Source organism: Dactylosporangium darangshiense (assembly GCF_039537565.1).
In the GTDB taxonomy this organism is placed as follows: Bacteria; Actinomycetota; Actinomycetes; order Mycobacteriales; family Micromonosporaceae; genus Dactylosporangium; species Dactylosporangium darangshiense.
The window spans coordinates 95,836-120,855 of sequence record NZ_BAABAT010000028.1; the positions used below are offsets into that span (position 1 = coordinate 95,836).

Here is a 25,020-nt window from a genome sequence, read left to right on the forward strand (position 1 = left end):
TCAGCCGGCCAGCACGTCCGCCGCGGCCTTGCGGGCGGGGTTGTTGCCGCCCCAGGCCGCGTCGGGGTGCACCCGGTTGGTCAGCAGGACCAGCAGCGCCTTGCGGTGCGGGTCCATGACGATCGAGGTGCCGGTGAACCCGGTGTGGCCGAACGCGCCGCGGCCGGCGAGCCGGCCCATGTACCGGGCCTGGTCGATGTCGACGCCGAGGCCGTGCGCGGCGGCGGGGCCGAAGCGGGCGTTGGCGTTGGTGCGCATCAGCTCCACGGTGGCGGGTCGCAGCAGCGGCCCGCCGCCGCCGAGCAGCGCCCGGCCGAACAGGGCCAGGTCGGCGACCGTGGAGAACAGGCCGGCGTGGCCCGAGACGCCGCCGAACGCGGCCGCCGACGGGTCGTGGACGGTGCCGCGCAGCGGGCCCTCGGTCGCGGCGATGCGCGGCAGGAGCGCGTTCGGCGGGAGGTAGCCGGTGCCGGCCATGCCCAGCGGTGCGGCGATCTGGGTACGCACCAGGGTGTCGAGGCGGTCCTGCGCGAGGTCGGCGACGATGGCGCCGAGGGCGATGTAGTTCTGGTCGGCGTAGAGGTACGCGGTGCCGGGCGGCGCGACGGGCGGCTCGCGCAGCACGTGCTCGAGCTGCGCCTCGGGCGGGCCGCCGGCCAGCGGGGTGGCCTTCGACAGGCCGGAGGTGTGGGTGAACAGCATCCGCACGGTGATGCCGGGCTTGTCCACGAACGACGGCAGGTACCGCGAGACGGGCGCGTCGAGGTCGAGCCGGCCCCGCTCGAGCAGGCGCAGCGCGAGCACGGCGGTGAACACCTTGGTCAGCGACGCCAGGTCGTAGATGGTGTCGGGGCGGGCGGGCACGCGCTCGGCGGCCGGCAGCTCGCTCTTGTCGGCGGCGTAGCGCACCGCGTCGCCGACGGCGAAGTGCGCGGCGCCGCGGCCGTCGACGGCGGCGAAGCAGGCGGCGCCAGGGTACAGCGGATGCTCCGGATGCTCCGGCGTCGGCTGCAGGTAGCGGCTCACCGCGGCGCGCAGCCCGGCGTCGAAGCGCGTGACCGGCGGCGTCGCCCACGGCTGGGGCAGCGACACCGGGATGGACCACGCCGACGCGGACGACGGCGACGCGGCCACCGGCACGGGCAGCGGGCGGGGTGCATCGCAGCCGGCGAGCGCCGCGCCGGCCGCGGACGCGGCGCCGAGGGCCAGCAGCCGGCGGCGGGTCAGCGTCACTTCGGCGAGCGGATGGCCTCGTAGACGGCCGCCAGGTCGTCGGCGGCGAACCCGCGGGCGACCGCCTCCTCGTACAGGGCCCGGGCGGCGTCGACGACGGACGAGTCGACGCCGGCGCGGGCGGCGAGCTCGCCGACGAGCCGGGCGTCCTTGGCCGCGCCCTCCGCGGGGAACGCGACCGGGTACTCACGCCCCCGCATGAGCGGCGTCTTGACCTGCGCGTAGGGCATGTCGAGCGCGCCGCCGGAGACGAGGGAGAGGAAGTCGACGTCGAGGGCGTCGGCGAGGGCGACGCTCTGCGCCAGGGCGGCGACGCTGGTCACGACCCAGCTGTTGACGACGAGCTTGGCCCGGCTGCCCTGCCCGGCCGGGCCGAGCCAGGTGACCTTCGCCGCGATCGGCGCGGCGAGCTCCTCGACGCGGGCGCGGACCTCCTCGGGGCCGGACGCGAGCACGTTGAGCTTGCCCTGCTCGGCCGGGCCGCGGGTGCCGAGGACGGGGGCGTCGACGTAGACCAGGCCCAGTTCGGCGGCGAGCGCACCGAGCTCGTCGGCGCCGCCGGCCCCGACGGTGCTCATCTGCAGCCACAGGGTGCCGGGCGCGAGCTCGGGCGCGGCGGCGCGCATGACCTCGGCGACGGACTCGGCGTCGAAGAGCATGGTGACGACCGGGTCGGCGCCGCGGACCGCGTCGGCGGGGGTGCCGGCCACGACCGCGCCGTCGGCGGCGAGCGGCTGGGCGTTGGCGCGGGTGCGGTTCCACACGCGCACGTCGCGGCTCGTCCTGAGCCAGTTGCGGGCGATCGCAGCGCCCATGATCCCGGTGCCGAGCACTGCCAGTGTCATGCAGCGATCGTCGCACGCGCGGGCGCCGCCGAGCGCACCGGGCGGCGGCCGCCGAAGCTGCTCAATGCGGCCTCCAGCAGCGGCAACGCGTGCAGGACCTGGCGCGTGCGGATCAGTGCGTCCCACACGCGTTCGAACTTCTTCCAGCCGCCGGCGTACGCCAGGTGCCGCAGCCGGTCGCCGGAACGCTCGTGCGTCGCGGCGCCCCGCCACAGCGCGCCCCAGCGGTAGAAGTCCCGGTAGGCGCGCCAGTAGCCGTCCTCCAGCTGGCGGGCCGTCATCCCGCGCGGCTCGTAGACCACGTGCCGGGTGTCGTACAGCTCCCAGTCGCGATGCGCGATGCGCCCCTCGGCCTCGATGCGGCGGAAGAGCCCGGTGCCCGGGTACGGCGTCATGATGTGGAAGGTGGCGGTCTCGATGCCCTGCGAGACGGCCCACTCGACGGTGCGGTCGAAGACGTCCGGCCCGTCGGAGTCCATGCCGAAGACGAAGCTGGCGTTGACCATCGCGCCCGCATCGTGGACGCGCCGGGCGACGGCGGCGTAGTCGCGCCCGACGTTCTGGCGCTTGCGCTGCTCGGCGAGGTTGGCCGCGTTCACCGACTCGAAGCCGACGAACACGCTGCGCAGCCCGGCCGCGACCGCCGCCTCGATCAGGTCCGGCGCCAGGATCGCGTCCACTGTGGACGCCGCCTGGAAGACCCGGCCCATGCCGCGCATGCCCTCGAACAGCTCGCGGGCGAAGCGGCGGTTGCCCAGCAGGTGGTCGTCGAGGAAGTACAGGTGCCGGCCGGGCAGCCGCTCGATCTCGGCGAGCGCGTCGTCGACGGCCTGCGTGTAGAACGACTTCCCGCCCTCGAAGAACGCGTCCTTGTAGCAGAAGTCGCAGTGGTGCGGGCAGCCGCGCGTCACCACGATCGAGTTGGGCACCAGGTAGCGGTGGCGCTGAATGAGGTCCCGCCGGATCGGCGGGAGCTTCGCCAGGGTTCGTTCCTTCGAGGTGTACCGCGACAGCGGCGCCCGCCGCCGCAGGTCCTCGAGGAACTGCGGCCACGTGTCCTCACCCGGCCCGAGGAAGATCGCGTCGGCGTGGGCGGCGGCCTCGTCCGGCAGCGACGTGACGTGCAGCCCGCCGAGGGCGACGAAGACCCCGCGGGCCCGGTAGTGGTCGGCGAGCTCGTACGAGCGGCGCGCCGAGGTGATGTACACCTGGATGACCACGAGATCCGGCAGCTCGGCCTCGGCCGGGTCGAAGCGCTCGACGTGCTCGTCGACGATGCGCACGTCGTCGCCGTCGGGCAGGTAGGCCGCGAGCGTGGCCAGGCCCAGCGGCGGGAAGAGGGAGTACTTGATCGGCCGGAACAGCGGACTCGTCGCCTCCGTGAGCGCCGGCAGAATCATCAGGACCCGCATGCCCCGACCGTAGGCCGCGCGGCCGGGGCATGGGGTGTTCGAACTGTGCAGATTCGGTGCGGACCTCAGGTGACGTGCCCGCACGAGCACGCGTTCTCGATCGACCGCAGCGTCTGGCGCATGTCGACGGTCTTGAGCCCGGCGCCGATCACCACCACGGTGGTGTCGGCGATCAGCGACGGGTACAGGCCGACCGCGTCGTCGGCGTAGTCGTTGGCCGCCTTGGTGTCGGCGAACGTGACGTAGATGACCTGGGCGATGCGGTGCGGGACGAGCTCGCCGTCGGTGAGATGGCAGTCGTACTCGGCGAAGTCCGTCGCGCTGGTCCGGTACGGCTCGTCGAGGTTGCCCTTGTCGGTGACCCACTCGCCCTTGGGGCAGTCGGGGTCCTTGGTGAAGACCGGCTCGATCTGTTGCTTGACCACGTCCACGCTGAGCTTCTGCGCCGCGGCGGCGGTCGTCGGCGCGGCGGCCGTGGTGGCCGCGGCCGCCGGGACCGAGGCTGCGGGTGCGGCCGGCACCGGCTGTTTGGGAGAGCAGGCGGCCATCGCGAGGAGAGCCGCGACGAGCAGGGGAATCATTCGGGATCGCATGGCGCCAAGGTAGGAACGGGGCCGGATCCCGGACATCAGTGCCAGCACGTATTCCCCTGATACGTCGGGTGCCCGACGATACGGTGATGCGGACGGGCCTGCGGGTCGCGGCGGCGGCGACGGCCGTCGCCGTGGCGGTGCTGGGCGCCCGCGGCGGCTGGGAGCCGTGGGAGCTGGCCTGTTTCGTGGCCACCGGGCTGCTGCACGCCGAGGTCGGGCAGCGGATGTGGCGGGCCCGGCCGGACTCGGCGATGGGCCCGCTGATGCTCGCCGCCGGGCTGTGCTGGCTCGCCGACGGGGCCGGCCGGGTCGCGCTGCCGTGGCTGTTCCGCGACGACCTGATGCTCGGCGCCGTGTACCAGCCGCTGGTGCTGCACTGCGCGCTGGTCATCCCGGTCGGGCGGCTGCAGGGCCGGCTGGATCGGGCGACGGCCGCCGCCGGCTACCTGTTCTGGCCGGTCGCCGCCTCGATCTGGTGGCTGGCGCCGGGGCACCCGCCCGGCATCGCGGGGCTGCTCGAGGTCCGCGCGGCCGCGTACCCGGTCGTCGGCGCGCTGTTGCTGCTGTTCCTGCTGTGGCGGTACCGCAGAGCCAGCCCTCCCTACCGTGCCGCCTACGCCCCGTTCTGGGTCGCCAACCTCGTCAACGTCGCCGCGACGGCGATCGTCAGCGCCGACTGGTACGTGCCCGGCTCGGTGCCGCAGATCGTCTACTACGCCGGCAGCGCCGCGATCCCGGTCGGCGCGGCGCTGAGCCTCGCCCGCAGCCAGCCGCCGCCGGCGGCGATCCGCTCGCTCGTCGCCGCGCTCGGCGCCGGCGACGCCACGGCCGAGGCGGACCTGCCGGCGCTGGGCGACGCGCTGCGGGCCGGGCTCGGCGACCCGTCTCTTGCCGTGCTGACCCCGCAGGACGTCGCGCTGCTCGGCGCGGACCGCCCGCCGGGCACGGTGCTGACCCCGCTGCGCCACGCCGGTCGCGACGTGGGCGCGCTGGCGCACGACCCGGCGCTGGCCGCGGCGCCGGAGGTGCTGCATGCGGTACTGCGCATGGCCGCCCTGGTGCTGGACCACCGCCACCAGCTCGACGAGGTGCGCCGCTCCCGCCGCCGGATCGTCGAGGCCGCCGACGCCGAGCGCCGACGCATCGAGCGCAACATCCACGACGGCGTCCAGCAGCGGCTCATCGCCGCCTCCCTGCTGCTGCGCCGCGCGCAGCGCGCCGATCCCGGCGGCGCCGACGACGGCGCCGCGCTGCTGGACCAGGGACTGTCCGAACTGGACACCGCCGTCGCCGAGCTGCGCGAGATCGCCCGCGGCATGAACCCGCCCGCGCTGGTCATGCACGGCCTCGCCGGCGCGCTGGAGTCCCTCGCGGAGCGCTCCCGGGTCGCGGTGCACGTCGACGACCGGGCCGGCGGCGCCGCGGTCGGCGAGGAGACCGCCGCGACCGCCTACTACGTGGCCCTGGAGGCGGTCACCAACGCCGAGAAGCACGGCGGCGCCGACGCGGTCGAGCTGAGCCTCACCGCGGAGGCGGGCGAGCTCGTCGTGCGGGTCCGCGACACCGGCGCCGGCGGTGCCCGGTTCGTGCCCGGCGGCGGCCTGGAGGGGCTGCGCGACCGGGTCGAGGCCGGCGGCGGGCGGCTGTCGCTGCGCAGCCCGCCGGGCGGCGGGACCCGCCTGACCGCCCGACTGCCCCTGACCGCGGAGGAGCCGCCGTGACCGACCGTGTGGTGCTCGCCGACGACTCCCTGCTGCTGCGGGTCGGCCTCGAGCGGCTGCTGGCCGCCGAGGGCTTCGACGTGGTGGGGTCGGTCGGCGACGCGGACCAGCTGCTGCGCCGCGTCGCCGAGGTGCGCCCCGACGCCGTCATCGTCGACATCCGCATGCCGCCGACGTTCACCGACGAGGGGCTGCGGGCCGCGCTGCGGCTGCGGCGGGAGGAGCCGGGGCTGGCGGTGCTGCTGCTGTCGCAGTACATCGAGACCCGTGACGTGGTCACGATCCTGGAGCAGGGCGAGGCCGGCGTCGGCTACCTGCTCAAGGACCGCATCACCGACATCGACCGGTTCCTGGCCGACGTGCGGCGGGTCCTGGCCGGCGGCACGGCCGTGGACCCGCTCGTCGTCGAGCGCGTGATGCGCCGCCCGCGCCGCCGCGGCGAGGGCCTGGACGCGCTGTCTGAGCGCGAGCGGGAGATCCTCGCGCTGATGGCCGAAGGGCTGTCGAACGTGGCCGTCTCCGAGCGGCTGTTCCTGGCCGAGCGGACCGTCGAGGCGCACATCCGCAGCATCTTCGTCAAGCTCGGCCTGCCGGCGTTGCCCGATGTGAACCGCCGCGTCCTTGCGGTACTGACGCTGCTTCGCTCTTAGGTTTTCGGGTTGTTAGAAGTCCAGGTCGACCCACACGGCGGCGTGGTCGCTGGCGGCGTGCCTGGCCGCCGTGAGCTCCGGGTAGATGCTCCACAGCTTCGGCGGGTTCTTGTTCTCCGGACCGCCCCACAGGCCCTTGCGGAACACGCCGCCGCCGGTGACCTTCGCCGCCAGCTCGGGCGAGAGCAGGATGTAGTCGAGCCGGTTGGAGATGTTGCAGGTCTGGAACGTGCCGGGCCGCTCCTGCTCGTCGTCCTTGGGGTCGAACAGCTCGCCGAATGCGTCGAGGTCGAAGCAGCTGACCAGCGGCGTGCCCGGGCCGAGCAGCGCCTCCAGCGTCGGGTGCTTCTTCGGGTCGCGGCGGTCCGGGCCCTTGTTGAAGTCGCCGAGGACGGCGACGTACTCGGCGCCGTCGGCGCGCAGCGCGTCGTAGATGGCGCGTACCGCGGCGCTCTGCCGGGTGCGCAGCGGATCCGGGTCGCCGGAGGCGAACGACTGGCTCTTGAGGTGGTTGAGCAGCAGGTAGAGGTCCTCGCCGCCGGGCAGTCGCAGCTTGTACAGCGGGCAGTCCCGGCTGAACAGCCGCTTGCCCTCCACGGCCGGGTCGGGGTAGTCGACGTGGCTGCGCACCCAGTCGATGGCGATCTCCGCGGTGCACAGCAGCCCGACGTCGATGCCGCGCGGGTCGTTGCCGTCGACGAGCATCGCGTGGCCGTAGCGGCCGCCGAGCAGGTCGTCGTTGAAGCGCGCCAGCGCCGGGCGGTTCTCGGCCTCGACGAGGCAGATCGCGTCGGCGCCGACGTCGTTGATGACCCGCGCGGTCATCCGGGTGGCGAGCTCGTCGACGGGCTCGGTGATGAGCTCGACCCACCCGGTCCAGTCCCCGCGCCCGGTGGCCACGATGTGCGGCTCCCGGTCGCTCGGCGCGGCGAGGAAGTCGCCGCGGTTCTCGCGCAGCAGGGCCCAGGCGGTGTCGAACTGGTGGGGGTTGAGCCGCCGCCCGTCCCGGGTCTGCGTCAGCACGCCGAGGGTCAGCAGGGCGTCGAGCATCGCCGCCTTGTCTTCCTCGGTGTACACGTCGTGGGCCGCGATGCGATTGAACGTCTCGAACGCCGCCAGTGCGGGCTGCCCGACGTCCCGCACGGCGTTGTCCATCGCCTTGGCCCGGGCGAAGAGGTTTTCCACGTTGAACGTTGCCAGCCGCATGTCACGCAACGTAGCAGCCGGGCACGCTGCGTCAGGTCGGCAACGCGACACCGCGGGGCGCGGTCACCGGCGCCGCCCAGTCGATCGGGTGGTCGAACTGCCACGCGAACTTCTCCGGGCTGGCCAGCAAACGCATCGCCACCGGCATGATGAGGTCGCGCAGCACCCGGGCGACGGGGCCGGCGGCCTTGTCGCTGTTGGTCTTCTCGGCCATCCTGATGATCCGCTCGACCCGCTCGCGGCGCAGCCCCTCGAAGGCCGCGAACGCGTCCGGCACCGGCAGGTCGCGCAGGCAGCGGGCCAGCTGCACGGCGCTCTCGATGGCCAGCGACGCGCCCTGCCCGGAGCTCGGCGAGGTGGCGTGCGCGGCGTCGCCGAGCAGCACGACCCGGCCGCGGTGCCACGTCGGCACGCTCGGGATGTCCTCGAGCCCGCCGGTGATGACGAGGTCCTCCGGCGCGGTGCGCCGGATCATCTCCACGGCCGGGGTGCGGTCGTCGCGGAACACCTCCTGCAGCCGGCGCAGCCACTCGGCGGCGCCGATGCCGCGGGCCTCGGCCGCGCTCATCGGCCGCGGGTGCGGCAGGTTGGCGAACCAGCCGCTGTCGGTGTCCGTCACCTGGTAGCCGAAGAAGGCGCGCTTGCCGAAGACCATGTGCATCTTGTCCGCGGTCGGGGTGAGGCCCTCGCCGCTGGTGCGGGCGCCGAAGCCGAGCAGGCCGGCGTAGCGGGGCTCGGGCGCGGCCGGGTCGATGAGCCGGCGCACGGTGGAACGGATGCCGTCGGCGCCGATGAGGACGTCGGCGGCGGCGCTGGTGCCGTCGGCGAACTGGGCGACGACCCGGCCGCCTTCGTCGCTCAGCGACACCAGGCGCCGGCCGTGCTCGACGCGCACGCCGCGGCGGGCGGCCTCGCCGTAGAGGGCGCGGTACAGGTCGGAGCGCCACACCAGCAGCATCTCCGGCAGGCCGGGCGGGGTGCCGAACTCGGCGAGCCGCTTGCCCGTCCAGCTCTGCATCACCATGCCCCGCATCGGCGACCCGGCGGCGGCGACGCGCTCCTCGGCGCCGATCGCCGCGAGGGCCGTGCGGCCGTTGGGCGCGATGCTGAGCGCGCCGCCGACGCCGTCGGCCGATCCCTCGTAGGCCTCGTAGACGGTCGCCTCGATGCCCGCCTTCTGCAGCGCCATCGCGGCCACCGGGCCCCCGATGCCGCCGCCGATCACGATCGCATTGCCGATCCTGCTCATGCCGACTCCCCGCTCGCTGGATTAGTTGGTACTAACTATCCATGAGCGACTAGTCAGAGTCAACTATTCAGGATTGAACGTCGTCCCGTGTGCGGCGGCCCACATCGGGCCCCACCCCTCATCGGGGTCGGAGATCTTGGCGAGGAACTCCTCCACGAAGGCACTCTCGGCGTCGAGCAGGCGGACGCGGTACACCTCCTCGATGAGAAACAGCGGGGGCACCCCTTCGGCCTCGGACTTCTCGATGAGCTCGGCGGCCTCCTTGCGCTGCGCCGCGAGGCCGTCCAGCCGCTCCCGCAGCAGCGCGACGACCTCGTTCGGCGTGAGCGCGGCGACCAGCGACAGCGCGGAGACGAACGCCGGGTACTCGTGCTGGGGCTGCCCGACCAGCTCGCGCAGCCAGTCGCGCAGCTCGGCGCGCCCGGCGTCGGTGATCCCGTAGACGGTGCGCTCGGGCCGCGCGCCTTCGCGGCTGACCTCCTGCTCGGCCACGAAGCCGGCCTTGGCCAGCTGCTGGATCACCATGTACAGCGAGCCGTGGGTGAACTTGATGCTGCGCTCGTCGCCGTAGGTGCGCAGCGTCTTGGACAGCTCGTAGGGGTGCATGGGCTGGCGGCTCAGGTACGACAGCGCCGCGAGCGCCAGCAGGTTGCCGACCTGGCGCCGTTTCACGCCGCTCGCCCCGGCAGCCCGAGCGCGGCGCGCGCCTCGTCGTCGAGGCGCAGGTGCCCGGCGGCGACGTTCTGCTCCAGGTGCTCCAGCGACGCGGTGCCCGGGATGAGCAGCGTGTTGGGCGCGACGGCGAGCACCCAGGCCAGTGCGACCTGCGCCGGGGTGGCGTCCAGCCGAGCGGCGACCGCCTTCACCTGCGGGTGGCCGAGGACCCGCTCGCGCCCGAACGCCGCGCCGAGCGGGAAGAAGGGCACGAAGGCGATGCCGCGCTCGAGGCACAGGTCCAGGACCGGCCGGGACTGCTGGTCCACGATGTTGAACGGGTTCTGCACGCACACGATCTCGGTGCGCTCGAGCGCGTGCCGCAGCTGCTCGGTGTCGACGTTGCTCAGCCCGACCCCGCCGATCAGCCCTTCGTCGCGCATCGCGACCATCGCGTCGAGCTGCCGGTCGAACACCTCGGGCGCCGACTTCGCGTGCAGCCGCAGGTTGACGGCGTGGATCCGCTCGACGCCGAGGGAGCGCACGTTGTCCAGCACGCCCGCGCGCAGCTCCTCCGGCTCGAGCGCCGGCAGCCAGCCTCCCTTGTCGTCCCGCTTGGCGCCGACCTTGCTCACGAAGGCGAGCTGGCCCGGGTACGGGTACAGGGCGCTGCGCAGGATCTCGTTGGCCACGTCGGGCCCGTAGTACTGCGCGGTGTCGATGTGATCGACGCCGAGGTCCACCGCGCGGCGGACCACGGCGAGGGCCTCGGCGCGGTCGCGGGGCGGCCCGAAGGCGCCGCGTCCGGGCAGCTGCATGGCGCCGAACCCGACGCGGTGGACGGTGCGCTTGCCGAGCGGGAACGTTTTCACGCCCCTTACCCTACGGTTCTACATGACGAGATTGAGGCGGCGCTGGGCGACACCGATGCTCACCCGTTGCCCCCAGGCGAGTTCCAGCCGGTCCGCCTCCAGGCCGTCGGCGAACACCACCAGGCGCTCCCCCTCGCAGGTGAGCTCGAGCCGCTGGTCCTGTTCCAGCCTCCCGCTCGTCAGCGCCACGCCCGTGGCCGGCGACGGCCACGCCTCCCGCACGAACCAGCACAGCGCCGCCTCCCGGGGCCCCGGCAGCCCGGGCGCGGCGGCGCGCTCCCGGGCGATGGAGGAGCACCACCCGGTCGCGCCGGTCCCGGTGCCGGCCACGACGCCGGAGGACGAGTGCCGCTCGCGGTCGCCGCCGGGGGTCGACAGGGTGTACCGCGCGGACTGGTGGCTGACGTGGCCGAAGTACACCTCGTTCAACCCCAGCAGTTCCTGCCCGTCGTCGAGCCGCGCCGAGACCATCGTGCGCTCCTCGGTGTTGTCCCGCGCGTTCTGCAGGACCTTTTGCAATGTTTTTGGGGTGTGCCGGACGAGCACGCCCGGGTTGCGCCCCGGCTCGGGATCGACCCCGATCACGGGCTGCCCGTCGAGGTACTTGGCGACGTTGGCCACCAGCCCGTCCTGTCCGACGGCGATGACGACGTCCTCGGGCCCGAACAGGAACCGGGGCAGGTCGTCGCGGTCGATGTGCCCGCGCCGCCAGTCCGCCGGGACGGCCGCACCCGCCGCGGCCAGCGCCCCTTGCAGCGCCGCGTGGCGGGCCGCGACCTCCTCGAGGTCGCGGCCGCGCTGCCGCAGGTAGTAGTCCGCCGCCGCCCGGGTGCCGTGCCGGGCGAGCAGCTCGTCGAGCTCACTGCGGCGCGACACCATGACGGCCCGCGGTGCCAGCGTGCTCACGCCGTCAGCTCCGCCCGAGCCGGCTCAGCAGCCCGGTGACCACGTCGGGCGTCACCGTGAGCTGCCCGATCTCCGGCAGCTGTCCCGCGAGCTCCCGCAGCGCCAGGGCCTGCAGCACGGCCGGCGGCAGGTCGCGGTACGCGGCCAGCTTCGCCGCCTCCGCCTCCCCTTCGGCCACCCCGACCGCCCGCACGCCGTCCGCCCGCGCCTCGGTCCGCACCCGGTCCGCCTCGGCTTCGGCCGCCGCCGCGACCCGCGACCGCTCCGCCTCGCCCTGCGCCGCAACGAGCGCCGCGGCGGCGTCCAGCTCCACCTGCCGCTGCGCGTTGGCACCGCGCTGCTCGACCAGCTGCTGCTCCCGCCGGGCCAGCTCGATCTTGTTCTGCAGCTCGTTCTCGGCGATCGCCCGCTCCTGCTCGACCGCCCGCGCCTGCCGCGCGTAGGTCGCCCGGTCGGCCTCCTGCTGCACCGCCTCGCGAGTGGGCGTCTGCAGCGCCCGCTCGAGATCGGGCTCCGGCCGGATCGCCACGACCCGCGCGCTGACCACGCTGACCCCCGTCTCGGCCAGCCGCGGATCGCTCCCCAGCGCCGCCGACACCGCTTCGCGCACGGGCGCGATCCCGGCCGTCAGCGCCTCGGTCAGCGGCAGCCGGGCCAGCAGGTCGAGCGCCGGCTGCTGCGCCAGCTCGGCCAGCAGCGTGGCAACCTGGTCGAGCGGCTGCCCCCGCCACGACCCGAGCGCCGGATCGACGGAGAAGTCGAGCCGCTCGGCCGCGAGGGCCGGCGCGCTGATCCGATAGGTCACGGTCGCCTGCACGGTGACGTCGGCGAAGTCACTGGTCCGCGCGTGGAACAGCAGCGGCAGCTCCCGGTCGTCGACGGGCACCTCGGACAGCACGGCCGTCAGCGCCCGGTACCAGAACGACTGCCCGATCCCTTCGTGGCGCACCTTGCCTTTGACGTGATGCCGAACCCAGCTGGTCGGCGCCCCGCGCAAGTGCCGCAGAAACAGCCGGCGCGTCACATCCGCCATGGCGACCCTCCCCATAAGTTATCGTCAGCTAGACGATATAGTCGTCCAACCTTTCTCGTCAACGTGGTGATAAATACATGGCATTCAAGGTGACCGTCGACCTGGTCATGCTCACGATCCGCAACGCCGCCCTGTCCGCCTTGCTGATCCGCCGAGCCATCCCCCCGTTCGAGGGCGAGCACGCCCTGCCGGGCGGCTTCGTCCTGGACCACGAGGACCTCCCGGACGCGGCGGCACGGGAGCTCGCGGAGGAAACCGGCGTCACGGCGGCCGGCCACCTGGAGCAGCTGGGCACGTACGGCTCCCCGGCACGCGACCCAAGGGGCCGGGTGGTCACGATCGCGTACCTGGCCCTGCTCCCGGACGCCCCACTCCCAAGGGCCGGCAGCGACGCGGCAACGGCAGAGTGGCTCCCGGTGGCCGACGCCCCGCCCTTGGCTTTCGACCACGCGACGATCCTCGCCGACGGCGTGGAGCGCGCTCGATCGAAGCTCGAGTACTCCCCGCTGGCCACCGCCTTCTGCCCGCCGGAGTTCACGATCGCCGACCTGCGCCAGGTCTACGAGGCCGTGTGGTCCGCGCCCCTGGACCCCCGCAACTTCCACCGCAAGGTCACGTCCACACCGGGCTTCGTCACGCCAACGGGCCGCTCAACGGCGGGCGACCGGGGCCGCCCGGCTCAGCTGTTCACCCGCGGCCCGGCGACGCTCCTCTACCCCCCGATGCTGCGCGCCCTCCCTCAGGACATCGCATAATCCGTGCCGGCCTACGGCCCGCCGGGTCAGCGCCCGGGCGTGGCCTTGTTGCGCACAAGTGCCATCACGACGAGGACGGCCAGCGCGACCAACGGCAGGACCGTGACCCCGAGCGCCACGGCACTGCCGACATCATGCGGCGCCCAAAGGATGTTGTCCGTGAATCCGAACAGCCCCGACAGCAGCGACAGCCCTACGAAGAGCACCACGGCCACGGCCACCGTGACCGCCCATCGCCGCCCGCTCCACAGGTCCGGCGATCCACCCACACGTTCCATCCGCGCCTCCGTTACCTTTCAGTGCGCTTTGGTGGGCGCACGTTTGGTAGTCCCGCCTTGTGGTGGGACGGTCCCGGTCTGACCGACTAGTGTCGTGCCGGGTGGACGGTTCATCGCCACCGGCCCAGCGAACGGGGTCTTACGGTCGGCTCCACGTCCGTTCGAACCTTGCGGCTCCGGGTGCGCGGCCACTCCGGCACCCGTATTACAGACGAGTCCGGCGAGGTTACGGGCCGCGTTCAGGTCGCGGTCCAGGATCAGGCCACACTCGGCACACGTGAACGTTCGGACACGCAGCGGCAGCTTGGCTTTCACCGCACCGCAGCCCGAACAGGTCCTGCTCGACGGGAACCAGCGATCGGCGACCACGAGCAGACCGCCGTTCCATAGCATCTTGTAGCCCAGCATGGTCCGGATGGTGCCGAAGCCGCAATCGGAGATCGCCTTGGCGAGCTTGCGGTTGCGCACCATCCCGGCCACGTTGAGGTCTTCCACCACGATCGTGGCGTGCTCGACGGCGAGGCGGGTGGTGAGTTTGTGCAGTCCATCGCGGCGCAGGTTCGCCACCCGGCCGTGGGCGCGGCCAAGTTCGGCTTTGGCGCGCAGCCACTGCTTCGACGGCTGCTGGCCGGTGCGCCGATTTGGGCCGGTGCGGCGGGACATGCGCCGGGCGGTGCAACGCAGGCGCCGGGTGGCGCCGGTCAGGTGGCGCGGGTTGTCGACCAGCTCACCGGTGGACAACACCGCCAGGTGCGTGATGCCGACGTCGACGCCGACAATCGAGTCTGGTCGGGGCGGGCGGCGTTCCGCCTTGTCGACCTCGCAGGAGAACGACGCGTACCAGCGCGCGCCGTCGCGTTTGACGGTGACGGACAGGATTCGGGCGGTGCCGTTGTCGAGGCGGCGGGCGAGCTTACGGGCCGACTCGTGCAGCCGCAGCGTGCCCAGGCGGGGCAGTGTCACGTGCCGCCGGTCGGCCTCGACGCGGATGGTGCCGGTGGTGAACCTGCACGACACCGTTTCGCGGCGCTTGGAGTTGAACCGGGGGAACCGCACCGGCGGCCCCTTGCGCTTGCCGGACTGCGCATCACGCCAGGCGTCCAGGCCGCGTACCAGGTTGCGAATGCCGGCTGAGTACGCCTCTTTCGAGCACTCCGCCCACCACGGCGCGATATCGGCCTTGGCCTCGTTCCAGCGTTTACGCAGCGCCGGCAGCGACCACGACACGCACGGGGTGAGCTGGTTATCGGCCACTCCGTACGACCGCTCTGCTGCCCGTTGATCCAACTGGGCTTTGATCAGCCCGAGCGCCCAGTTGAACGCCTTACGCGACGCCCCCGCATGCGAGAGGAGATCCCGCAGCTGCCGCGGCGTCGGGTCGAGCGCGAACCGGTACGCCTGGTTGACGATCATGCCGGGCACGCTTGCATCGCCTCGACTGCGCGGCGGGCACGGGTCGCGGCGGCACGGCGCCCGTACAGCTTCTGGTCGGCCGATGCCACCCAGGCGTACAACACGACCCGCCCGCTGTCCGGGACCGCACCGGTCACCGGCCACCGACCAGACGCCCGAGCCGATACGCAGGAACGGGAAGTGCCCCAGACTCGTAACGCAGCCACACGGTCGCGCAGGAGATGCCGGTGGCTGCTGCCCACTCCTTCAAGTTCACGCCGTCACTCCAGCCGACCATTGAGCACTCATGACGACCAGCACGCCAGCAGTTGTTAACCCCCTCAAGCGGCAGCCGCACCTCAGGTTAAGCCCGCACCCATGATCGATGTTGCCCCATACGTCGATCATCCGACCACACCTCCCGTCCAGGCCCGACGCCCTCGGCGCCGGCCTCCGACCACGTGACCGCGTTTTCCGAGGCCGGACTCCAACCACGTGCCCCCGATAGACGAGGCCCCACCACGACCACGTCGGCGCGTCAGAGCAGTCCGCACACCTACCCCCTCGCCGTGCTGGACGAGGCCGCATTCCAACCCTGTCGGCGCGCTGGACGCACCTGGCCTCCCACTACGTCGCTCGCGTTGGAGGAGGTCGCGTTCCGATCACCGTCGGCGCGCTGGACGCACCGGCCCTCCGACCGCGTCGCCGGAGTTGGATGAGGCCGGACTCGGACGGCGGCCGCGTTGGACGAGGCCGGGCGCCGACGCCCCGTAAGCCGCACTCGCTAGGCATCGGCCCGGGCGCGCTGGCGCGGCAACATGAAGCCCACCGCGATCAGCCAGGCGAGGGCGGTGAAGCGGGCGATCGGCAGCAGGTAGGCCGCGGGCTCGACCAGCAGCGTCAACGTCGACAGCTCCGCGATCCCGGCGATCACGAGCCCCGCCCAGGCCAGCCAGGCCGGGAGCAGCCGGGCCAACAGGCCGGGCACCGCGAGGCCGGCCAGGAGCAGCCCCAGCGGTACCACATGTGCGACCCCGCCCGCCGCGAAGTTCAGCAGCTGCAGCGCCCGGATCAGGGCCGGTTCGTCGAGCACCTCGGACCGGGACAGCACCCAGCCCAGCAGGCCCGACAGCGCCAGGAAGGCCGACGCGAGCAGCCCGCCGGCGAGCGCGATCGTGGCGCCCGGTGCGCGGATGCCGAGCTGGTGCAGGCGCGCGCTCGCCGTCGCCGAGTAGATGGCCAGCGGGATGGCGGCGCCGAACTGCAGTGCGCCGCCGATCTGGACGGCGAGTCGATGGTCGCGGAAGTACGCAATGATCTCCGCACCGTCCACGAACGGCGACGGATACGGCTTGCCGCCCGCCACGATCGTGGCGATGACGACGCCGCCCACGAACAGCGCGGCGAAGACGATGCCGAGCGCGCCCAGGTGCGGGCCGCCCTGTGCCTGACGACGGCGCGGTGCGGTGCCCTGCGCGGTCATACGATCACCCCTCCAGCGATGAACGGACTGGTCACGATTCCTTGCGTGGTCACACGATCACCCGGCCGCCGGTGAGGTCGAGCGTGGCGCCGGTGATCCAGGAGGCCGCGTCGGAGGCCAGGTAGAGCACGGCCTCGGCGACGTCCTCGGGCTTGCCGATGCGCCCGAGCGGGAACCGTGCGGCCAGGTCGGCGAGCTGCTCTTCGGTCATGTGCTGCTGCATGCGGCTGTTGAGCACCGCCGACGGCGCCAGGCAGTTGACCCGGATGCCGTGCGGCCCGACCCCGGCGGCCAGGTGCTTGCTGAACATGACGACGCCCGCCTTCGCGGCCGCGTAGGCGGCGCTGGCGAGGCCCGGCAGACGGCCCGCGGTCGAGGACATCATGACGATCACGCCGGTGCGGCGCTCGATCATGCTGGGTAGCACCTCGCTCACGGCCAGGAACACCGAGGTCAGGTCGGCCTCGACGGTGGCGCGCCACTGCTCGGCGCCGAGCTGGTGGGTGGGCGTCGGGCGGCCCTGACCGCCCACGAACGGGGCGAGCACGTCGATCGGCCCGAACGCCCGCTCGACCTCCTCCCGGATGCGCCGGACGGTCTCGGCGTCGGTGGCGTCGCCCGGCACGGCGAGCGCGCTGCCGCCGGCCGCGGTGATGTCGGCGACGAGCGCGTCGACGGCCGCGGGGTCCCGCCCGTTGACGGCGACGCGCACCCCGTTGGCGGCGAGCGCTCGGCAGGTGGCGGCGCCGATGCCGCGGGATCCGCCGGTGACGAGGGCGACCTTGCCGCCGAGGTCGGGATGGCTTGTGTAGGACATCAGGCACTCCCTTCTTCGCGATGAATAGTTCAGTCGAGTGAATCGTTCGTTGTGGTGTACGATAGACCCATGAAGCACGGCAGGCAACCCGGACCGCGGGGAGCGGCATTCCTCCTCGCTCAGGTCGGCGCGCACGCATCGGAGCGTTTCGCCGACCGCGTGCAGGAGATCGGGCTGTCATCGGCGGAGGTCGGACTGCTGCGCATGATCGCCGGGCAGCCCGGCCGCAGCCAGCAGTCGGTCGCCGTCGACCTCGGCGTGGTCCCGAGCCGCGTCGTCGTGCTCATCGACGGCCTCGGCCACAAGGGCCTGGTCGAACGCCGGCCGGGCGCCACCGACCGGCGGCACCACGAGCTGTACCTGACCGTCGACGGGGAACAGATCATGATGGACATGCGAACGATCGCGACCGCACACAACGACGACCTGCTCACCGCGCTCGATCCCGACGAGCGAGCCGAGCTCGCCCGCCTCCTGCAACGCATCGCCGACCAGCAGGGCCTGACTCCGGGCGTGCATCCGGGATACAGGCAGGCGAGCGGACGCCGAAAACCCGGCGACGCCGGCAAGACGGCCCCGGAGGCGACCGACGCGCCCGGTCGGTCGGCCGGCCGCGGCGAGCAACCCGCAGAGGAGGCTCGCGCCCGCCCGCCCCGGTAGCGGAGGCGAGGACGAAGGAGGCCACGCCCAGCCCGGCACTCGCCAAGCTCGACCACCTGCCGCCCGGTCCATGGAGGCGTTGTTCCGAGCCCGCCTTCATCGACCGCGAGATCGGCCCGGCGAAGCGGGATACACGAGCGCTGCGATGCATGAGCGCCACGCCCACCGCTGCAGGCGATCCACGACCAGCGCGCGGGCCGTCCTCCCCGCCGGCGGCGTGGCGCACCTCGCCGGTCCGGTTGCCGTTCGACATCGACCCGGCATGACGAACGCCACGCCCACCCGCGGGCCGCCCGACCTGGTAGCGGCATATTGACGAGCACCGCGTCCGGTTCCGCGGCAGCGATCGACGACGAGCCCTGTCGGCGACGAGCCGGTGCGCCCTGACTTCCTTTGACAGTCAGGGGGTTGGGGCGAGTGACGTGGGTGGTGCGGTCCGACTACGGTCTACGGGCATGAGCTCACCGCAGGAGGCCATCGTCGGTCAGCCCGAGCAGATCACGCCGACGCCACCGCCCGGGCCCACGCCGGCCGGGATCGGCAGCCGGGTCGTGGCGCTCATCGGTGCGCTCGCAGCGTTACTGGCGCTCGCACTGCCGTGGGCGCGCGAGGACAACACCGTCACCGTCGCCACCGACCTCGGCGGCACGGCGACGCTGGTGCAGCGCGGCGGTGAGCAGTGGACCGGGTGGGCGCTGCACGGCGCCAGCCGCCTCGACGGACATCGGCCGATCACGATCGTGATGGCGATGGCGATCATCACGGCGACCGTGTTCCTCGCCGGCGCGGCGTGGGCGGCCTTCGAGCGACCGCGGTCGATCTGGCTCGCGCCGACGATGGCGGGCGCGGCGATATTGACGCTGATCGTGAGCATTCCGGGGCTGAACGGGGTCGCCGGCCGGTTCGGTGCCGGGCACGTCACGACCGTGGAGTTCGGCGTTGTGGTGTGGCGCACCGCCCTCGCCATCGTGGCCGTCGGCGCCGCACGGCTCGCACTGCTGCAGGAACTCAGCCGACGACGGGCGAAATAGCCGCGCCGCGAGCCCCGCTGATCATGCCCTGGCGGCGCGTGGTCACGCCCTGGCGGCGCGCCCGCACGAACGCAATGGCCCATCGGCGCCGTAAAGCCCTATCGGCGCCGCGAACCGGACGGACGCCAGGCCGACCAGCCCTTCGCGGCTCGGCGCCGTGAACCGGACGGGCGCCAGGCCGATCAGGCCTCCGCGGCGCGGCGCTGTGAACGGGACGGGTGCCAGGGCGATCAGGCGTCCGCGGCAGGGAGCCGTGAACGGGACGGGTGCCAGGGCGATCAGGCGTCCGCGGCCCGGCGCCGCTCCTCCGCCGCGCGCTTCTGGTTCTCCCGCATCCGCTTGTACTGCTCCCGCGCCTCCGGACTCCACCCCTGAATCGCACCTTCGACGGTCGCCGGCCCGAAGATCTGGAACAGGAAGGCGCCGACGCGGTCCTTCTTCGGCTCCGAACGACGCTTGAACGCAAACATGGGCGATTCCTTAGTGCTCTAATCGTTGGTGTACCAACTATTGGTGTACCTGTAGTGTGGCACTCAACGAACATGTTCGGAAGGGGTCGAGCCACGTGACCGACGACGCAGATCTCGCCGCGAAGATCCCCAACCCGCTCGCCCTGGAGCATCAGGTCTGCTTTGCGCTCGCCGTCGCATCACGCAACGTGATCGCGCTCTACCGGCCGATGCTGGAGCCGATGGGGCTCACGCATCCGCAGTACCTCGTCATGCTGGCACTGTGGCAACACGCTCCGCTGTCGGTGAAGGACCTCAGCCGGCTGTTACAGCTCGACCCCGGAACGTTGTCCCCGCTGCTCAAGCGGCTGGAAACGGCCGGCCTCATCCACCGGCGCCGCGCCCCGCACGACGAACGCGTTCTGGAGGTCACGCTGACCGAGCCCGGCCGCGCGCTGCGGGCCGACGCCGAGCGCATCCCGCCGGCCGTCGTGGAACGCCTGGGCATGCCCCTCGAGGAGCTGCTCCAACTGCACGCCGCCCTCACGAGGGTCATCGAGATCACGACGACGTAGCAGAAGAGCTAATCCCCGTCGGTACCGCGTGAGGCGTACAACTCCGCCTCGAAACGCTGACGCAGCGCGGGAATCCGGTCCGTCGCCCGCAGGAAGGTGCGCAGGCCGGCCAGGGCGACCCGGCCGATGACCGGACGGTGGACGAGCTGGTCGCCGCCGGTCTGCTTCTTGGACGCCTCGACGGCCGCAAACCCGTACTCGATCATCTCGCGCTCGTAGTCCCGCACCGCGTCGATCAGTGCCTTGCCCGAGGTGAGCTCGCGCAACAGATTGTGCGCGTCCCGCAACGCGGTGTTGGCCCCGACGCCCTGACCCGGCGTCATCGTGTGGATGGCGTCGCCCAGCAGCGTTACGTTGTCGCTCGGCCACGGATCGACACGGACCGACGTGCGGATGTTGATCGGAAAGCACGTGCCCGGATCGGTCAGCGCAAACAGCCGGTGCATCCGCGGGTCCCAGCCCGGCGTCATGCGGGTCACGAGGTCGACGAGGTCGGCGCCGCCGCGCTGCATGATGTCGGCCGGCCACTTGTCCGTCGACGCCGAAAGGCCCCAGTTCAGGTAGTCGCGGGTGTTGTCGAACAGCAGCCCCGGCCAGTTCGCGATCAGCTCGGCGTCGTTGCCTCCGATCCCGTCCTTCGGCCGCCCTGTCTCACCCCACGGGAACTCCATCCAGTGCAGGATGCACGCCATCCCCTTCGGCGCCAGGATCATCCCGATGCCCGGAAAGAGCCCGGCCGGCATCAATGAAGTGCTTTCAGGCGTCATCGGTACCTTCGCGGCCACGGCGATGATCCCGGCGTCCTCGAGCCGGGCGTGCGGCAGCCGCTGCTGGCGCACCGGAGAGTTGACGCCGTCGGCGCCGACCAGCAGGTCCGCGGTGTCGATGGTGCCGTCGGCGAAGTGTGCGGTGACGCGGCCGTCGGGCTCGTGCTGGTACCGGATGAAGGTCTTGCCGAACCGCAGCACGTCCTCCATGCCCGTGAACAGGACCTGACGCAGCGTCATCCGGCTCACCGACTTCTCGTCGTTGACGTCGTCGGTCGGCTCACGCAGCGTGATCGTCAGCGTGCGGTTGAGGCGCTCGTCCAGGAACGCGAACCGCTCGGGCGCGCGGGCGCAGGTGGCGACGAACGTGCGGTACAACTCGGGCGGCAGGCACGCCTTCAGCGCCCGCGACCCGTGCGGGTCGATGCCGACCCGGTATCCGTGCAGCCCATCGGTGCGGTTGCGGTCCCGCTCATACACGACGACATCGACCCCGGCGCGCCGCAGCCCGTGCGCGAGGCACATGCCCCCGGTACCCGCCCCAACGATGATGACCTTCACCTGAAGTTACCTCACAGATCTAGTTGCTAGATTTTCTAGTTACTTACCCTACGAGCGATCCGGTAACATCGCAAGCGTGGATTCCGGGGAGCGGCGGCTGATCGGCGAGTTCGGCCGGGCGATGCAGGCTTACCAGCGCGCGGTGGACGTGCTCGACCAGCGCGCGGCCGACCGCCTGGGCCTCAACCGCACCGACCTGCGCTGCCTGGACCTGCTGTTCGAGTCGGCGGAGGCGCCGCTGTCACCGGGCGAACTGGCCGCCGCCGCGGGCATGACGACCGGCGGGGTCACGACGGCCATCGACCGCCTGGAACGTGCTGGTTACGTAACGCGAGAGCGCGACTCGGCCGACCGCCGCCGCGTCACCGTCCGCCCCACCCCACTGGCGGAACGTGTCGCCGCCGAGATCTACGGCCCGATCGTGCAGGACGGCGCCGCCCTACTGGAGCGCTTCGACGACGCCGTGCTGCAGCGGATGATCGAGATCCTCGAACACTCGACCCGCCAGCACCTCGACCACGCACAGCGACTGGCCAGCTCCTAGCCGGCGCCGTCGCTTACTCTTGGACGCCTCCTCACTCGACGTCCGCACTCCCTCACGCGACGTTCCTCATCCGCGTTCGTACTCGTGCAGCGCCCGCCTCACGCGGCGCCGCCCCTCACACGCAACGTTGTTCCTCACACAGCGTTGCCTCGCGTGGCGTCAGCCGGAGTGAGAGCGACGTTCAATCCGCGGCCGCGCTGGGCATGAAGGCCGCATGCGTGCGCTGACCGTCACCGGCCGCTCTCTGCAAGTGCGCGACGTCCCGGATCCACAGCCCGGGCCCGGCGAACTGCTGGTCGAGGCGGTCGCGCTGGGCATCTGCGGCACCGACCGTGAGATCGTCGGTGCAGGCCGTGGCACTCCCCCGCCCGGCCGCGACTTCCTCGTCCTGGGCCACGAGTCCCTCGGCCGCGTGGTCGCGAGCGCCGGCGCCGGAACCCCCGCGGTCGGCGACCTCGTCGTCGGCGTGGTGCGCCGCCCGGACCCCGAACCGTGCGGCGCCTGCGCGCGCGGCCAGTTCGACATGTGCCGCAACGGCCGCTACACGGAGCGTGGCATCAAGGGCCTGGACGGCTACGGCAGTACCTTGTGGACGGTCGAACCCGAGTACGCCGTCGTGCTGCCCGCGGAGCTCGGCGACGGCGAGGTCGGCGTGCTGCTGGAACCGGCGAGCGTCGTCGCGAAGGCCTGGGAGCAGATCGAGCGAATCGGCGGCCGGGCATGGTTCGAACCGGAGACCGTGCTGGTCACCGGCGCCGGCCCGATCGGCCAGCTGGCCGCGCTGCTCGGCGTGCAGCGCGGCCTCGACGTGCACGTGCTGGACCGCGTCGAGGACGGACCCAAGCCGAGGCTGGTACGGCAGCTCGGCGCCGAGTACCACCACGGAACCGCCGACGAGGTGCTGAGCCGCCTGCGCCCGGACGTGGTCATCGAGGCGACCGGCGTCGGCGACTTGGTGTTCGCTGCGATCGCCGGCACCGCCGCGTACGGCATCATCTGCCTCACGGGCGTGTCCACCGGCGGCCGCGCGCTGAGCTTCGACGCCGGCTCGGTCGGCCGCGACATGGTCCTGGAGAACGACGCCGTCGTCGGCTCGGTCAACGCCAACCTGTCGCACTACGCGCTCGCGGTCGACGCCCTGCAACGGGCCGATCACGCCTGGCTGGAGTCCTTGATCACCGACCGCATCCCGCTGCAGGACGCCCCAACGAACGCGTTCGCGACGAACAGCGCCGTCAAGACGATCGTCACCTTCTGACCCCGCCCCGCACACGCCAACGATCCGCAGCCCCGCCGCCCGAACGCGTTCGTCACGAACACGGCCAGCCCACGACCACCACCGCATCGCGGCGCCCGACCGAACGCGTTCGTCACGAACGGTGGTGGCATGAGCGAGTGTCGCCGCTAAGCGGTGAGGGTTCCGCGGGTGATCCAGGTCAGGTTCGAAGGCTTCAAGGCATCCGAGCGCGTGCCCAGGATCTCGTGCTGGTTCGTGTGTTCGGCGGTCATGCCGTGCGCGGCGAGCAGCGTTGCCAGGTCGGCCGGGGAAAAGAACGACAGCCAGGCCTCGCCGTTCTGGGCGTTCATCGGGCCGACGGCCGCGACGTACGCCTGCGCCGCCGAGTCGCGGTCGGGCTCGGGGACCATGTGGTCGAGCACCAGGACGGTGCCGGGGGCGAGGTGCGCGATGCCGGCGAGCGTCCGTTCCACCGCTGGGCGAGTCAGGTACATGGTCACGCCCAGCCAGCTGACGACCGCGGGACGTAGTGGGTCGAAGCCGTGCGCGACCAGGCGATCGAGGAGGTCGTCCTGCTCGAAGTCGAGCGGGACGTACACAGCCTCCACGGCGTCAGCACCGTCCGTGAGGCCGGCCGCACGCACCGCGGTCCGCTTGTACTCCTGCGTTGCCGCGCGGTCGACCTCGAACACGCGGACGCCGTCGCGCGACCGGTACGCGTAGCTGTCCAGACCCGCGCCCAGCACCACGTACTGCGTGTAACCGGAGCGGTGCAGGGTGTCCTCGGCGTACCGGCTGCGGCACAGGACCTGGGCCCGCGCGCCGGCGAGCACCGGGTGGTCGCCGTGCAGGCGGTGGTAGTCGATCAGCTCGTCCGCGCGGTCGCCGAGCAGCGGCGCGGCCAGCGGGTCCTCGAACACGTACGGTTCGTCGTCGACGACGAGATGTGCCGCTCGCGCGGCGGCCGCCATGAGCGCGGTGCGGCTGATGGCGGCGGAAGTGTCGGTGTCGGTCACGCGGCAAACGGTAGGCCGACTATTCGGACATCATATCACAAAGATCAATATTTATCCAGTACCGCACGGGCCTGCCCCACCGGCCGAACGCCCGATTCCGCCGATGCCCGGCCCGCGACGCTCATCCGACGGTCAGCACGATCTTGCCAGGCCGGCGGGGGTGTGCGCCGCTCTCGTACGCCGCGCGGCCCTGCTCCAGCGGGAACGTCTGCGACACCACAGGGCGTAGACGGCCGGCGTCGACGAGGGCGGCGAGGTGGGTGAGCTCGGCGCGGTCGGGGCGTACGACGAAGAACAGCGCTCGCACGTCGTGCGCCTCGGCGAGGCCCGGCGGTGCCGGCTCGGCGAGCGTGACCAGGCGGCCGCCGGGGCGCAGCAGATCGATCGAAGCAGGGATGAACGGGCCGCCGACGGTGTCGATCGCGACGTCGATGCTGCCGCGCAGGTCGCCGGCGTCGGAGAACTCGTCGGCGCCGAGGTCGCGCACGTACGCCTCGTCCTGCGGGCGACTGCTGGCGATCACGTGCGCGTCGAGGCCCGCGGCGAGCTGCACCAGATACACGCCCACGCCCCCGGCAGCGCCGCGGACGAAGACGCGCTCGCCGGGCTGCACGGCCGCCTGGTCGACCAGCGCCTGCCAGGCCGTCAGCGCGGCGAGGGGCAACGTGGCCGCCTCGACGTGCGGTACCGTGGCCGGCTTCGTAGCGAGGTCCGCCGCCGGCACGGTGACGTACTGCGCCGCGGCGCCGTCCCGGTCGAAGTCGATCAGGCCGTACACCTCCTGGCCGACCTCCGGCCCGGACACACCCTCGCCGAGCGCCTCGACAACGCCGGACACCTCGTGCGAGGGCACCACCGGCGTGCGGTCCGCACCGTCGCGGGTCTGCCACGACAGGTCCCAGTCGAGCTCCGCGAGCGTGATCGCCGCCGCACGCACAGCGACGAGTGCGTCGCCGGGGCCCGGGACCGGCCGGGGTGCGTCCTCGAACACGAGCTGCTCCGCACCGCCGCGGACGTGTGCGCGCAGCGCCTTCATCGTCGTCACGCGGTTACGGTACGCATACCCGACCGGCCGGTTCCC

General features: G+C 72.4%; 26 protein-coding genes. 8 read left to right on the forward strand and 18 right to left on the reverse strand.

Features of this window, described 5'->3' with window-relative positions; genetic code table 11:
* The 4 genes from ABD901_RS37720 to ABD901_RS37735 form a co-directional block, all read right to left on the reverse strand.
* On the reverse strand, nt 1–1,233 hold the full coding sequence (locus ABD901_RS37720) for a serine hydrolase domain-containing protein (protein ID WP_345134671.1): 1,233 nt from the start codon (nt 1,231–1,233) through the stop codon (nt 1–3).
* The gene (locus ABD901_RS37725) at nt 1,230–2,078 is read right to left on the reverse strand and encodes an NAD(P)-dependent oxidoreductase (protein ID WP_345134673.1); all 849 of its coding nucleotides are present in this window, start codon (nt 2,076–2,078) and stop codon (nt 1,230–1,232) included. The genes ABD901_RS37720 and ABD901_RS37725 overlap by 4 nt, the downstream gene beginning before the upstream one ends.
* On the reverse strand, nt 2,075–3,490 hold the full coding sequence (locus tag ABD901_RS37730; protein ID WP_345134675.1) for a B12-binding domain-containing radical SAM protein: 1,416 nt from the start codon (nt 3,488–3,490) through the stop codon (nt 2,075–2,077). The genes ABD901_RS37725 and ABD901_RS37730 overlap by 4 nt, the downstream gene beginning before the upstream one ends.
* 65 nt (nt 3,491–3,555) lie before the next feature.
* The gene (locus ABD901_RS37735; RefSeq protein ID WP_345134677.1) at nt 3,556–4,083 is read right to left on the reverse strand and encodes a hypothetical protein; all 528 of its coding nucleotides are present in this window, start codon (nt 4,081–4,083) and stop codon (nt 3,556–3,558) included.
* Between the two features lie 86 nt (nt 4,084–4,169).
* Here ABD901_RS37735 and ABD901_RS37740 point away from each other — a divergent pair, with 86 nt between their 5' ends.
* On the forward strand, nt 4,170–5,804 hold the full coding sequence (locus ABD901_RS37740; protein WP_345134679.1) for a sensor histidine kinase: 1,635 nt from the start codon (nt 4,170–4,172) through the stop codon (nt 5,802–5,804).
* Nucleotides 5,801–6,454, forward strand: coding sequence for a response regulator transcription factor (locus ABD901_RS37745; protein ID WP_345134681.1), 654 nt, complete (start codon nt 5,801–5,803; stop codon nt 6,452–6,454). Before ABD901_RS37740 ends, ABD901_RS37745 begins: the two co-directional genes overlap by 4 nt.
* 12 nt (nt 6,455–6,466) lie before the next feature.
* On the opposite strand, the gene ABD901_RS37750 is transcribed toward ABD901_RS37745, so the two are convergent.
* The 6 genes from ABD901_RS37750 to ABD901_RS37775 all read right to left on the reverse strand — a co-directional run bounded on the left by ABD901_RS37750 (nt 6,467) and on the right by ABD901_RS37775 (nt 12,374).
* A complete protein-coding gene (locus ABD901_RS37750; RefSeq protein ID WP_345134683.1) occupies nt 6,467–7,660 on the reverse strand; it encodes an endonuclease/exonuclease/phosphatase family protein in 1,194 nt (397 codons plus the stop codon).
* Nucleotides 7,661–7,691: 31 nt separating this feature from the next.
* Nucleotides 7,692–8,909: an FAD-dependent oxidoreductase gene (locus tag ABD901_RS37755; RefSeq protein WP_345134685.1), complete on the reverse strand. Its 1,218-nt coding sequence runs from the start codon at nt 8,907–8,909 to the stop codon at nt 7,692–7,694.
* 63 nt (nt 8,910–8,972) lie between these two features.
* Entirely contained in the window at nt 8,973–9,581 is a 609-nt protein-coding gene (locus ABD901_RS37760) for a PadR family transcriptional regulator (protein ID WP_345134687.1), read from the reverse strand.
* A complete protein-coding gene (locus ABD901_RS37765) occupies nt 9,578–10,435 on the reverse strand; it encodes an oxidoreductase (protein WP_345134689.1) in 858 nt (285 codons plus the stop codon). Before ABD901_RS37765 ends, ABD901_RS37760 begins: the two co-directional genes overlap by 4 nt.
* Nucleotides 10,436–10,453: 18 nt before the next feature.
* Nucleotides 10,454–11,341, reverse strand: a complete 888-nt coding sequence (locus ABD901_RS37770) for a diacylglycerol kinase catalytic domain-containing protein (RefSeq protein WP_345134691.1) — start codon at nt 11,339–11,341, stop codon at nt 10,454–10,456.
* Between the two features lie 4 nt (nt 11,342–11,345).
* Nucleotides 11,346–12,374, reverse strand: a complete 1,029-nt coding sequence (locus tag ABD901_RS37775; RefSeq protein ID WP_345134693.1) for an SPFH domain-containing protein — start codon at nt 12,372–12,374, stop codon at nt 11,346–11,348.
* A 77-nt stretch (nt 12,375–12,451) separates the two neighbouring features.
* Between ABD901_RS37775 and ABD901_RS37780 the strand changes: the two genes are divergently transcribed.
* Complete coding sequence (locus ABD901_RS37780; RefSeq protein WP_345134695.1) at nt 12,452–13,129, forward strand: NUDIX hydrolase; 678 nt, start codon at nt 12,452–12,454, stop codon at nt 13,127–13,129.
* 26 nt (nt 13,130–13,155) lie between these two features.
* On the opposite strand, the gene ABD901_RS37785 is transcribed toward ABD901_RS37780, so the two are convergent.
* The 4 genes from ABD901_RS37785 to ABD901_RS37800 all read right to left on the reverse strand — a co-directional run bounded on the left by ABD901_RS37785 (nt 13,156) and on the right by ABD901_RS37800 (nt 17,099).
* Nucleotides 13,156–13,407 carry a hypothetical protein gene (locus tag ABD901_RS37785; RefSeq protein WP_345134697.1) on the reverse strand — a complete coding sequence of 84 codons (252 nt, stop codon included), beginning with the start codon at nt 13,405–13,407 and terminating at the stop codon, nt 13,156–13,158.
* Between the two features lie 18 nt (nt 13,408–13,425).
* The gene (tnpB, locus tag ABD901_RS37790) at nt 13,426–14,820 is read right to left on the reverse strand and encodes an IS607 family element RNA-guided endonuclease TnpB (RefSeq protein WP_345134698.1); all 1,395 of its coding nucleotides are present in this window, start codon (nt 14,818–14,820) and stop codon (nt 13,426–13,428) included.
* Between the two features lie 763 nt (nt 14,821–15,583).
* Nucleotides 15,584–16,282: a DUF4386 domain-containing protein gene (locus ABD901_RS37795; protein ID WP_345134699.1), complete on the reverse strand. Its 699-nt coding sequence runs from the start codon at nt 16,280–16,282 to the stop codon at nt 15,584–15,586.
* Between the two features lie 49 nt (nt 16,283–16,331).
* Nucleotides 16,332–17,099 (reverse strand): SDR family NAD(P)-dependent oxidoreductase, encoded by a 768-nt coding sequence (locus tag ABD901_RS37800; protein WP_345134700.1) that lies wholly within the window; start codon nt 17,097–17,099, stop codon nt 16,332–16,334.
* A 69-nt stretch (nt 17,100–17,168) separates the two neighbouring features.
* Here ABD901_RS37800 and ABD901_RS37805 point away from each other — a divergent pair, with 69 nt between their 5' ends.
* Nucleotides 17,169–17,759 (forward strand): MarR family winged helix-turn-helix transcriptional regulator, encoded by a 591-nt coding sequence (locus ABD901_RS37805; protein ID WP_345134702.1) that lies wholly within the window; start codon nt 17,169–17,171, stop codon nt 17,757–17,759.
* 455 nt (nt 17,760–18,214) lie between these two features.
* Nucleotides 18,215–18,790 carry a hypothetical protein gene (locus ABD901_RS37810; RefSeq protein ID WP_345134704.1) on the forward strand — a complete coding sequence of 192 codons (576 nt, stop codon included), beginning with the start codon at nt 18,215–18,217 and terminating at the stop codon, nt 18,788–18,790.
* A gap of 278 nt (nt 18,791–19,068) precedes the next feature.
* Here the strand turns inward: ABD901_RS37810 and ABD901_RS37815 are convergent, their stop codons facing one another.
* Nucleotides 19,069–19,260 carry a hypothetical protein gene (locus tag ABD901_RS37815; protein ID WP_345134705.1) on the reverse strand — a complete coding sequence of 64 codons (192 nt, stop codon included), beginning with the start codon at nt 19,258–19,260 and terminating at the stop codon, nt 19,069–19,071.
* 95 nt (nt 19,261–19,355) lie between these two features.
* On the opposite strand from ABD901_RS37815, the gene ABD901_RS37820 reads away from it, so the two are divergent.
* Nucleotides 19,356–19,814 (forward strand): MarR family winged helix-turn-helix transcriptional regulator, encoded by a 459-nt coding sequence (locus ABD901_RS37820; RefSeq protein WP_345134707.1) that lies wholly within the window; start codon nt 19,356–19,358, stop codon nt 19,812–19,814.
* 8 nt (nt 19,815–19,822) lie between these two features.
* Here the strand turns inward: ABD901_RS37820 and ABD901_RS37825 are convergent, their stop codons facing one another.
* Complete coding sequence (locus ABD901_RS37825; RefSeq protein WP_345134709.1) at nt 19,823–21,142, reverse strand: FAD-dependent oxidoreductase; 1,320 nt, start codon at nt 21,140–21,142, stop codon at nt 19,823–19,825.
* A 76-nt stretch (nt 21,143–21,218) separates the two neighbouring features.
* Between ABD901_RS37825 and ABD901_RS37830 the strand changes: the two genes are divergently transcribed.
* Entirely contained in the window at nt 21,219–21,686 is a 468-nt protein-coding gene (locus ABD901_RS37830) for a MarR family winged helix-turn-helix transcriptional regulator (protein WP_345134711.1), read from the forward strand.
* Nucleotides 21,687–21,900: 214 nt separating this feature from the next.
* On the forward strand, nt 21,901–22,944 hold the full coding sequence (locus ABD901_RS37835) for a glucose 1-dehydrogenase (protein WP_345134713.1): 1,044 nt from the start codon (nt 21,901–21,903) through the stop codon (nt 22,942–22,944).
* Nucleotides 22,945–23,090: 146 nt separating this feature from the next.
* Here ABD901_RS37835 and ABD901_RS37840 read toward each other — a convergent pair whose 3' ends face one another.
* Nucleotides 23,091–23,939 carry a class I SAM-dependent methyltransferase gene (locus tag ABD901_RS37840; RefSeq protein ID WP_345134715.1) on the reverse strand — a complete coding sequence of 283 codons (849 nt, stop codon included), beginning with the start codon at nt 23,937–23,939 and terminating at the stop codon, nt 23,091–23,093.
* 121 nt (nt 23,940–24,060) lie between these two features.
* Complete coding sequence (locus tag ABD901_RS37845) at nt 24,061–24,975, reverse strand: NADP-dependent oxidoreductase (protein ID WP_345134779.1); 915 nt, start codon at nt 24,973–24,975, stop codon at nt 24,061–24,063.
* Between the last annotated feature and the right edge of the window lie 45 nt (nt 24,976–25,020).

Bases quoted from the DNA above. Each gene is read 5' to 3' on its own strand.
- ABD901_RS37780 (WP_345134695.1), top strand. From the start codon at position 12,452: ATGGCATTCAAGGTGACCGTCGACCTGGTCATGCTCACGATCCGCAAC.
- ABD901_RS37755 (WP_345134685.1), bottom strand. From the start codon at position 8,909: ATGAGCAGGATCGGCAATGCGATCGTGATCGGCGGCGGCATCGGGGGC.
- ABD901_RS37800 (WP_345134700.1), bottom strand. From the start codon at position 17,099: ATGTCCTACACAAGCCATCCCGACCTCGGCGGCAAGGTCGCCCTCGTC.
- ABD901_RS37785 (WP_345134697.1), bottom strand. From the start codon at position 13,407: ATGGAACGTGTGGGTGGATCGCCGGACCTGTGGAGCGGGCGGCGATGG.
- ABD901_RS37735 (WP_345134677.1), bottom strand. From the start codon at position 4,083: ATGCGATCCCGAATGATTCCCCTGCTCGTCGCGGCTCTCCTCGCGATG.
- ABD901_RS37810 (WP_345134704.1), top strand. From the start codon at position 18,215: ATGAGCTCACCGCAGGAGGCCATCGTCGGTCAGCCCGAGCAGATCACG.
- ABD901_RS37775 (WP_345134693.1), bottom strand. From the start codon at position 12,374: ATGGCGGATGTGACGCGCCGGCTGTTTCTGCGGCACTTGCGCGGGGCG.
- ABD901_RS37750 (WP_345134683.1), bottom strand. From the start codon at position 7,660: ATGCGGCTGGCAACGTTCAACGTGGAAAACCTCTTCGCCCGGGCCAAG.
- ABD901_RS37815 (WP_345134705.1), bottom strand. From the start codon at position 19,260: ATGTTTGCGTTCAAGCGTCGTTCGGAGCCGAAGAAGGACCGCGTCGGC.
- ABD901_RS37795 (WP_345134699.1), bottom strand. From the start codon at position 16,282: ATGACCGCGCAGGGCACCGCACCGCGCCGTCGTCAGGCACAGGGCGGC.
- ABD901_RS37805 (WP_345134702.1), top strand. From the start codon at position 17,169: ATGAAGCACGGCAGGCAACCCGGACCGCGGGGAGCGGCATTCCTCCTC.
- ABD901_RS37845 (WP_345134779.1), bottom strand. From the start codon at position 24,975: ATGAAGGCGCTGCGCGCACACGTCCGCGGCGGTGCGGAGCAGCTCGTG.
- ABD901_RS37730 (WP_345134675.1), bottom strand. From the start codon at position 3,490: ATGCGGGTCCTGATGATTCTGCCGGCGCTCACGGAGGCGACGAGTCCG.
- ABD901_RS37740 (WP_345134679.1), top strand. From the start codon at position 4,170: ATGCGGACGGGCCTGCGGGTCGCGGCGGCGGCGACGGCCGTCGCCGTG.
- ABD901_RS37835 (WP_345134713.1), top strand. From the start codon at position 21,901: ATGCGTGCGCTGACCGTCACCGGCCGCTCTCTGCAAGTGCGCGACGTC.
- ABD901_RS37725 (WP_345134673.1), bottom strand. From the start codon at position 2,078: ATGACACTGGCAGTGCTCGGCACCGGGATCATGGGCGCTGCGATCGCC.
- tnpB (WP_345134698.1), bottom strand. From the start codon at position 14,820: ATGATCGTCAACCAGGCGTACCGGTTCGCGCTCGACCCGACGCCGCGG.